This window comes from Psychrosphaera haliotis (genome assembly GCF_009728465.1).
In the GTDB taxonomy this organism is placed as follows: Bacteria; Pseudomonadota; Gammaproteobacteria; order Enterobacterales; family Alteromonadaceae; genus Psychrosphaera; species Psychrosphaera haliotis.
The window spans coordinates 793,073-800,579 of sequence record NZ_WOCD01000001.1 but is presented as its reverse complement, the minus strand read 5'-3'; the positions used below and the strand labels follow the sequence as shown (position 1 = coordinate 800,579).

Here is a 7,507-nt window from a genome sequence, read left to right as displayed (position 1 = left end):
TGGATGGCTAGAGTGCGACAGAGGGTGGTAGAATTTCAGGTGTAGCGGTGAAATGCGTAGAGATCTGAAGGAATACCAATGGCGAAGGCAGCCACCTGGGTCGACACTGACGCTCATGTACAAAGCGTGGGTAGCAACAGATTAGATACCCTGGTAGTCCACGCCGTAACGATGTCTACTAGCAGTTTGAGCTTAAGCTCTGTCTTGCGCAGCTAACGCATTAAGTAGACCGCCTGGGGAGTACGGCCGCAGGTTAAAACTCAAATGAATTGACGGGGCCCGCACAAGCGGTGGAGCATGTGGTTTATTCGATGCAACGCGAAGAACCTTACCATCTCTTGACATCCAGAGAATTTAGCAGAGACGCTTTAGTGCCTTCGGGAACTCTGAGACAGGTGCTGCATGGCTGTCGTCAGCTCGTGTTGTGAAATGTTGGGTTAGTCCCGCAACGAGCGCAACCCTTATCCTTTGCCAGCACGTAATGGTGGGAACTCTAAGGAGACTGCCGGTGACAAACCGGAGGAAGTGTGGGCGACGTCCAAGTCATCATGGCCCTTACGAGATGGGCTACACACGTGCTACAATGGCAAGTACAAAGGTTGCAAACTCGCGAGAGTAAGCGGATCCATAAAGCTTGTCGTAGTCCGGATTGGAGTCTGCAACTCGACTCCATGAAGTCGGAATCGCTAGTAATCGTGGATCAGAATGCCACGGTGAATACGTTCCCGGCCTTGTACACACCGCCCGTCACACCATGGGAGTGGGCTGCAAAAGAAGTGGATAGCTTAACCTTCGGAGGGCGTTCACCACTTTGTGGTTCATGACTGGGGTGAAGTCGTAACAAGGTAGCCGTAGGGGAACCGCGGCTGGATCACCTCCTTATATACGAAGTTCACCTTCGAAGTGTTCACACAATAATTAATTACGAATAATGAGCGAGAAAGCTGCAAGCTGTTAGCTGCATTCGAGAGTTGTAGCATAAACGATAGGCCTGTAGCTCAGCTGGTTAGAGCGCACCCCTGATAAGGGTGAGGTCGGCAGTTCAAGTCTGCCCAGGCCTACCAAAATCTCACCTGACTGCGTTATTTCGTTACTTGTTTAGATAGTCTAAACCGCGTAACAAATGCCTTGTCAATGTGATTTGGACAATCGTTTTAATGACGTGACTTCAGTATGGGGCTATAGCTCAGCTGGGAGAGCGCTTGATTGCATTCAAGAGGTCCGCGGTTCGATCCCGCGTAGCTCCACCATACTGACACTCAGTTTCTCGATTCAAAACCCTAAACCTACACATTAGTTAGTGTGCATCGTTTAGAGTTTTTTTATAAACTCATGCTCTTTAACAATTTGGAAAGCTGATAAAAAAATAAGGTAAACATTTTGTTATTTTATTTGTTATTCAACAACTAAAAAATAATTTGATTATCACTGTAAGAGAAAACTCAAGCGTTATTTTGTCAGGTTCTTGACCTTATACAAGTCAAGTAACCAATAAATATGACACATAAATACGACTGAATCTGCGAGAGCATTAAGGTTGTATGGTTAAGTGAATAAGCGTATACGGTGGATGCCTTGGCAATTGGAGGCGATGAAGGACGTGTTAATCTGCGATAAGTCTGGTTAAGGTGATAAAAACCGTTATAAACCCAATTTCCGAATGGGGAAACCACCCTTTTTAGGGTATCGTATAGTGAATACATAGCTATACGAAGCGAACCCGGAGAACTGAAACATCTAAGTACCCGGAGGAAAAGAAATCAACCGAGATTTCCTAAGTAGCGGCGAGCGAACGGGAAACAGCCGAATCAGCATGGTTTAGTGGAATGCTCTGGAAAGTGCAACGATAGTGGGTGATAGTCCCGTACACGACAAGCCATGTTGGACATATTAAGTAGGTCGGAGCACGAGAAACTTTGACTGAAGATAGGGGGACCATCCTCTAAGGCTAAATACTCCCAATTGACCGATAGTGAACCAGTACCGTGAGGGAAAGGCGAAAAGAACCCCTGTGAGGGGAGTGAAATAGAACCTGAAACCGTATACGTACAAGCAGTAGGAGCAGACTTGTTCTGTGACTGCGTACCTTTTGTATAATGGGTCAACGACTTATATTTTGTAGCAAGGTTAACCGAATAGGGGAGCCGTAGGGAAACCGAGTCTTAACTGGGCGAATAAGTTGCAAGGTATAGACCCGAAACCCGGTGATCTAGCCATGGGCAGGTTGAAGGTTGAGTAACATCAACTGGAGGACCGACCCACTAACGTTGAAAAGTTAGGGGATGACCTGTGGCTAGGAGTGAAAGGCTAATCAAACCGGGAGATAGCTGGTTCTCCCCGAAATCTATTTAGGTAGAGCCTCGGACGAATACTTACGGGGGTAGAGCACTGTTTGGGCTAGGGGGCCATCCCGGCTTACCAACCCCATGCAAACTCCGAATACCGTAAAGTAATATCCGGGAGACACACGGCGGGTGCTAACGTTCGTCGTGGAGAGGGAAACAACCCAGACCGCCAGCTAAGGTCCCAAAGTTTATGCTAAGTGGGAAACGATGTGGGAAGGCTTAGACAGCTAGGAGGTTGGCTTAGAAGCAGCCACCCTTTAAAGAAAGCGTAATAGCTCACTAGTCGAGTCGGCCTGCGCGGAAGATGTAACGGGGCTAAGCATAACACCGAAGCTGCGGTAGCGAATTTATTCGCTAGGTAGGGGAGCGTTCTGTAAGTGGTTGAAGGTGGATTGAGAAGTCTGCTGGACATATCAGAAGTGCGAATGTTGACATGAGTAACGATAATGGGGGTGAAAAACCCCCACGCCGAAAGACCAAGGGTTCCTATCCCATGCTAATCAGGGTAGGGTAAGTCGGCCCCTAAGGCGAGGCAGAAATGCGTAGTCGATGGGAAACAGATTAATATTTCTGTACTTTTAATCATTGCGATGGGGGGACGGAGAAGGCTAGGTGAGCACGGCGATGGTTGTCCGTGTGAAAGTGTGTAGGTAGGCTGCTTAGGTAAATCCGGGCGGCTAATACTGAGACACGAGACGAGTCACTAAGGTGATGAAGTCATTGATGCCATACTTCCAGGAAAAGCCTCTAAGCTTCAGATGATTAAGAACCGTACCCCAAACCGACACAGGTGGTCAGGTAGAGAATACTAAGGCGCTTGAGAGAACTCGGGTGAAGGAACTAGGCAAAATGGTACCGTAACTTCGGGAGAAGGTACGCCCACGTAGGTGAAGGCACTTGCTGCCGGAGCTGAAGTGGGTCGCAGTGACCTGGTGGCTGCAACTGTTTATTAAAAACACAGCACTGTGCTAAATCGAAAGATGACGTATACGGTGTGACACCTGCCCGGTGCCGGAAGGTTAATTGATTGGGTTATCTTCGGAGAAGCTCATGATCGAAGCCCCGGTAAACGGCGGCCGTAACTATAACGGTCCTAAGGTAGCGAAATTCCTTGTCGGGTAAGTTCCGACCTGCACGAATGGTGTAATGATGGCCACGCTGTCTCCACCCGAGACTCAGTGAAATTGAAATCGCAGTGAAGATGCTGTGTACCCGCGGCTAGACGGAAAGACCCCGTGAACCTTTACTACAGCTTGACACTGAACATTGAACCTACATGTGTAGGATAGGTGGGAGGCTATGAAACTTGGACGCCAGTTCAGGTGGAGCCATCCTTGAAATACCACCCTTGTATGTTTGATGTTCTAACATTGGCCCCTTATCGGGGTTGTGGACAGTGTCTGGTGGGTAGTTTGACTGGGGCGGTCTCCTCCCAAAGAGTAACGGAGGAGCACGAAGGTTTGCTAAGTACGGTCGGACATCGTACGGTTAGTGTAATGGTAGAAGCAAGCTTAACTGCGAGACGGACATGTCGAGCAGGTACGAAAGTAGGTCATAGTGATCCGGTGGCTCTGTATGGAAGGGCCATCGCTCAACGGATAAAAGGTACTCCGGGGATAACAGGCTGATACCGCCCAAGAGTTCATATCGACGGCGGTGTTTGGCACCTCGATGTCGGCTCATCACATCCTGGGGCTGAAGTCGGTCCAAGGGTATGGCTGTTCGCCATTTAAAGTGGTACGCGAGCTGGGTTTAGAACGTCGTGAGACAGTTCGGTCCCTATCTGCCGTGGGCGTTGGATGATTGAGAGGGGCTGCTCCTAGTACGAGAGGACCGGAGTGGACGAACCGCTGGTGTTCGGGTTGTCATGCCAATGGCATTGCCCGGTAGCTACGTTCGGAATCGATAACCGCTGAAAGCATCTAAGCGGGAAGCGAGCCTCGAGATGAGTCATCCCTGACAGTTTAACTGTCCTAAAGGGTCGTTGAAGACTACAACGTTGATAGGTAAGGTGTGGAAGTGCTGTGAGGCATTAAGCTAACTTATACTAATTGCCCGTGAGGCTTAACCATACAACGCTTAAGTGTTCTTGAGCACTGATGGTCAGAATTATTACAAACAATATTACCTTATTTCAGCTTTCTAATTGTTAAGACAATTTAAGTAAGCGGTGTTTATAAAACATCGATTACAAACAGCTTTGCCTGGTGGCAATAGCGCTGTGGACCCACCTGATTCCATTTCGAACTCAGAAGTGAAACGCAGCTGCGGCGATGGTAGTGTAGCATTTGCTATGCGAGAGTAGCTCACCGCCAGGCTCCCAATTGAATAATCCCTCGTACATATGTGCGGGGGATTTTTTCGTTCTAGGCGTTAAGCAATTAAGGCGGCTCGCTAAAGCTCTAGATTGCTCGTTCCCGACGCAATCAACCGACTGCATCCATGCAGTCGACCGGCAGGCTCCCATACTGACCCCTTGCACGTTGTGCGAGGGGTTTTTATTGCCTGCGATTTATCCAATTCACTCGAAATGCGCTCTCCCTCGGTCGCTCCTAGGCATCCATGCCTTCGCAGCACTTGAGTACCCTGTTTTGCGTCGGGGTTTTATTGCTTGGAATTCGACTGACGTCTCTGTTATCTCGTTTTTTTGGTTTATTGTTTCTACAACGTTCTTCCAACGAACGCTTCCTTCCTATGAACTTTTTTAAAAATCATGAATAATTGCGCAATAACTTTGGAAATTAGCGCTTTTTATGTCTACTTTTATCACTAAGCCATGCGTGGTTTTATTCTTGTAGCGTTTTTAAGCTAATTAATAACTGTGAATGATGGCTATTTTACTTTGAATAGATTCGAACACGGAAAAGCTTTGTGAGATGACTGGGGCGGAATAAAAACCAGTAGAAAAAGAGGTTGTCCTATAGTCTAGTTTTTTTAGTTTATACCCATAAAAGCGTCAAACACGCTTGTATTTGCAGTCCCAAGCGGCCAAACACTCGGTATCTATAAACGCTGGCAATACATTGCAGCTGGTTCCAAACAGCATTAAGTAGAGTGATTTTTTAATCAAAACTGACAGTTGTCGTATGAAAACAACCCATATCGATACATATTTAGCCGAACAACAAGAAAAACACACTTTTTTAACAAAAGCGCTTGCGCAACGTAATTAGATCTCTATAATGCGTCCTCGTTGTCAGGGAGACATCAAACGGCTTGAAACGTTAAGTGAAGGTGGTTTGGATTGACTCAAAACGGTTTAGAAAACTTCTTCAAAATAACGAAAAAGATTTACTAAAAACGTTGACAACGAATTAGGGAAGTGTAGAATGCGCATCCCGGTTGAGACAGAGTCGAGACCAAGAGCAGAAAGGCTCTAAACGTTCTTTAACAATTTGTAATTAATTATTTGTGTGGGCACTCCGATGAGTAGTAACAAAACACACTAAGGTTCTTCTTCGGAAGGCAGCTTAGTACTTGTAACTATCAATTGAGTGTCTGAACGAAATTTATTTGAACAGAATTCAATGGGTAGCGATTAAACTTTTAAGTGAAGAGTTTGATCATGGCTCAGATTGAACGCTGGCGGCAGGCCTAACACATGCAAGTCGAACGGTAACAGAACTAGCTTGCTAGTTGCTGACGAGTGGCGGACGGGTGAGTAATGCTTGGGAATTTGCCTTTAGGTGGGGGACAACAGTTGGAAACGACTGCTAATACCGCATGATAGCTACGGCTCAAAGGGGGCTTCGGCTCCCGCCTTTAGAGAAGCCCAAGTGGGATTAGGTAGTTGGTGAGGTAAAGGCTCACCAAGCCCACGATCCCTAGCTGGTCTGAGAGGATGATCAGCCACACTGGAACTGAGACACGGTCCAGACTCCTACGGGAGGCAGCAGTGGGGAATATTGCACAATGGGCGAAAGCCTGATGCAGCCATGCCGCGTGTGTGAAGAAGGCCTTCGGGTTGTAAAGCACTTTCAGCGAGGAGGAAAGCTTAGTCGTTAATACCGGCTAGGTGTGACGTTACTCGCAGAAGAAGCACCGGCTAACTCCGTGCCAGCAGCCGCGGTAATACGGAGGGTGCGAGCGTTAATCGGAATTACTGGGCGTAAAGCGTACGCAGGCGGCCATTTAAGTCAGATGTGAAAGCCCCGGGCTCAACCTGGGAACTGCATTTGAAACTGGATGGCTAGAGTGCGACAGAGGGTGGTAGAATTTCAGGTGTAGCGGTGAAATGCGTAGAGATCTGAAGGAATACCAATGGCGAAGGCAGCCACCTGGGTCGACACTGACGCTCATGTACGAAAGCGTGGGTAGCAAACAGGATTAGATACCCTGGTAGTCCACGCCGTAAACGATGTCTACTAGCAGTTTGGAGCTTAAGCTCTGTCTTGCGCAGCTAACGCATTAAGTAGACCGCCTGGGGAGTACGGCCGCAAGGTTAAAACTCAAATGAATTGACGGGGGCCCGCACAAGCGGTGGAGCATGTGGTTTAATTCGATGCAACGCGAAGAACCTTACCATCTCTTGACATCCAGAGAATTTAGCAGAGACGCTTTAGTGCCTTCGGGAACTCTGAGACAGGTGCTGCATGGCTGTCGTCAGCTCGTGTTGTGAAATGTTGGGTTAAGTCCCGCAACGAGCGCAACCCTTATCCTTAGTTGCCAGCACGTAATGGTGGGAACTCTAAGGAGACTGCCGGTGACAAACCGGAGGAAGGTGGGGACGACGTCAAGTCATCATGGCCCTTACGAGATGGGCTACACACGTGCTACAATGGCAAGTACAAAGGGTTGCAAACTCGCGAGAGTAAGCGGATCCCATAAAGCTTGTCGTAGTCCGGATTGGAGTCTGCAACTCGACTCCATGAAGTCGGAATCGCTAGTAATCGTGGATCAGAATGCCACGGTGAATACGTTCCCGGGCCTTGTACACACCGCCCGTCACACCATGGGAGTGGGCTGCAAAAGAAGTGGATAGCTTAACCTTCGGGAGGGCGTTCACCACTTTGTGGTTCATGACTGGGGTGAAGTCGTAACAAGGTAGCCGTAGGGGAACCTGCGGCTGGATCACCTCCTTATATACGAAGTTACACCTTCGAAGTGTTCACACAAATAATTAATTACGAATAATGAGCGAGAAAGCTGCAAGCTGTTAGCTG

General features: G+C 48.1%; 2 tRNA genes and 4 rRNA genes. All 6 read left to right on the top strand.

Annotation, left to right across the window (positions count from 1 at the left end):
* Positions 1 to 882: ribosomal RNA gene (locus GNP35_RS03620) — 16S ribosomal RNA — on the top strand; the annotation flags it as partial.
* A 105-nt stretch (positions 883 to 987) separates the two neighbouring features.
* Positions 988 to 1,064 (top strand) — tRNA-Ile (locus GNP35_RS03615).
* Positions 1,065 to 1,175: 111 nt separating this feature from the next.
* Positions 1,176 to 1,250 (top strand) — tRNA-OTHER (locus tag GNP35_RS03610).
* Between the two features lie 293 nt (positions 1,251 to 1,543).
* Positions 1,544 to 4,417: ribosomal RNA gene (locus GNP35_RS03605) — 23S ribosomal RNA — on the top strand.
* Positions 4,418 to 4,548: 131 nt separating this feature from the next.
* Positions 4,549 to 4,663, top strand: a 5S ribosomal RNA gene (gene rrf / locus GNP35_RS03600).
* 1,229 nt (positions 4,664 to 5,892) lie between these two features.
* Positions 5,893 to 7,426, top strand: a 16S ribosomal RNA gene (locus GNP35_RS03595).
* Positions 7,427 to 7,507 lie beyond the last annotated feature (81 nt).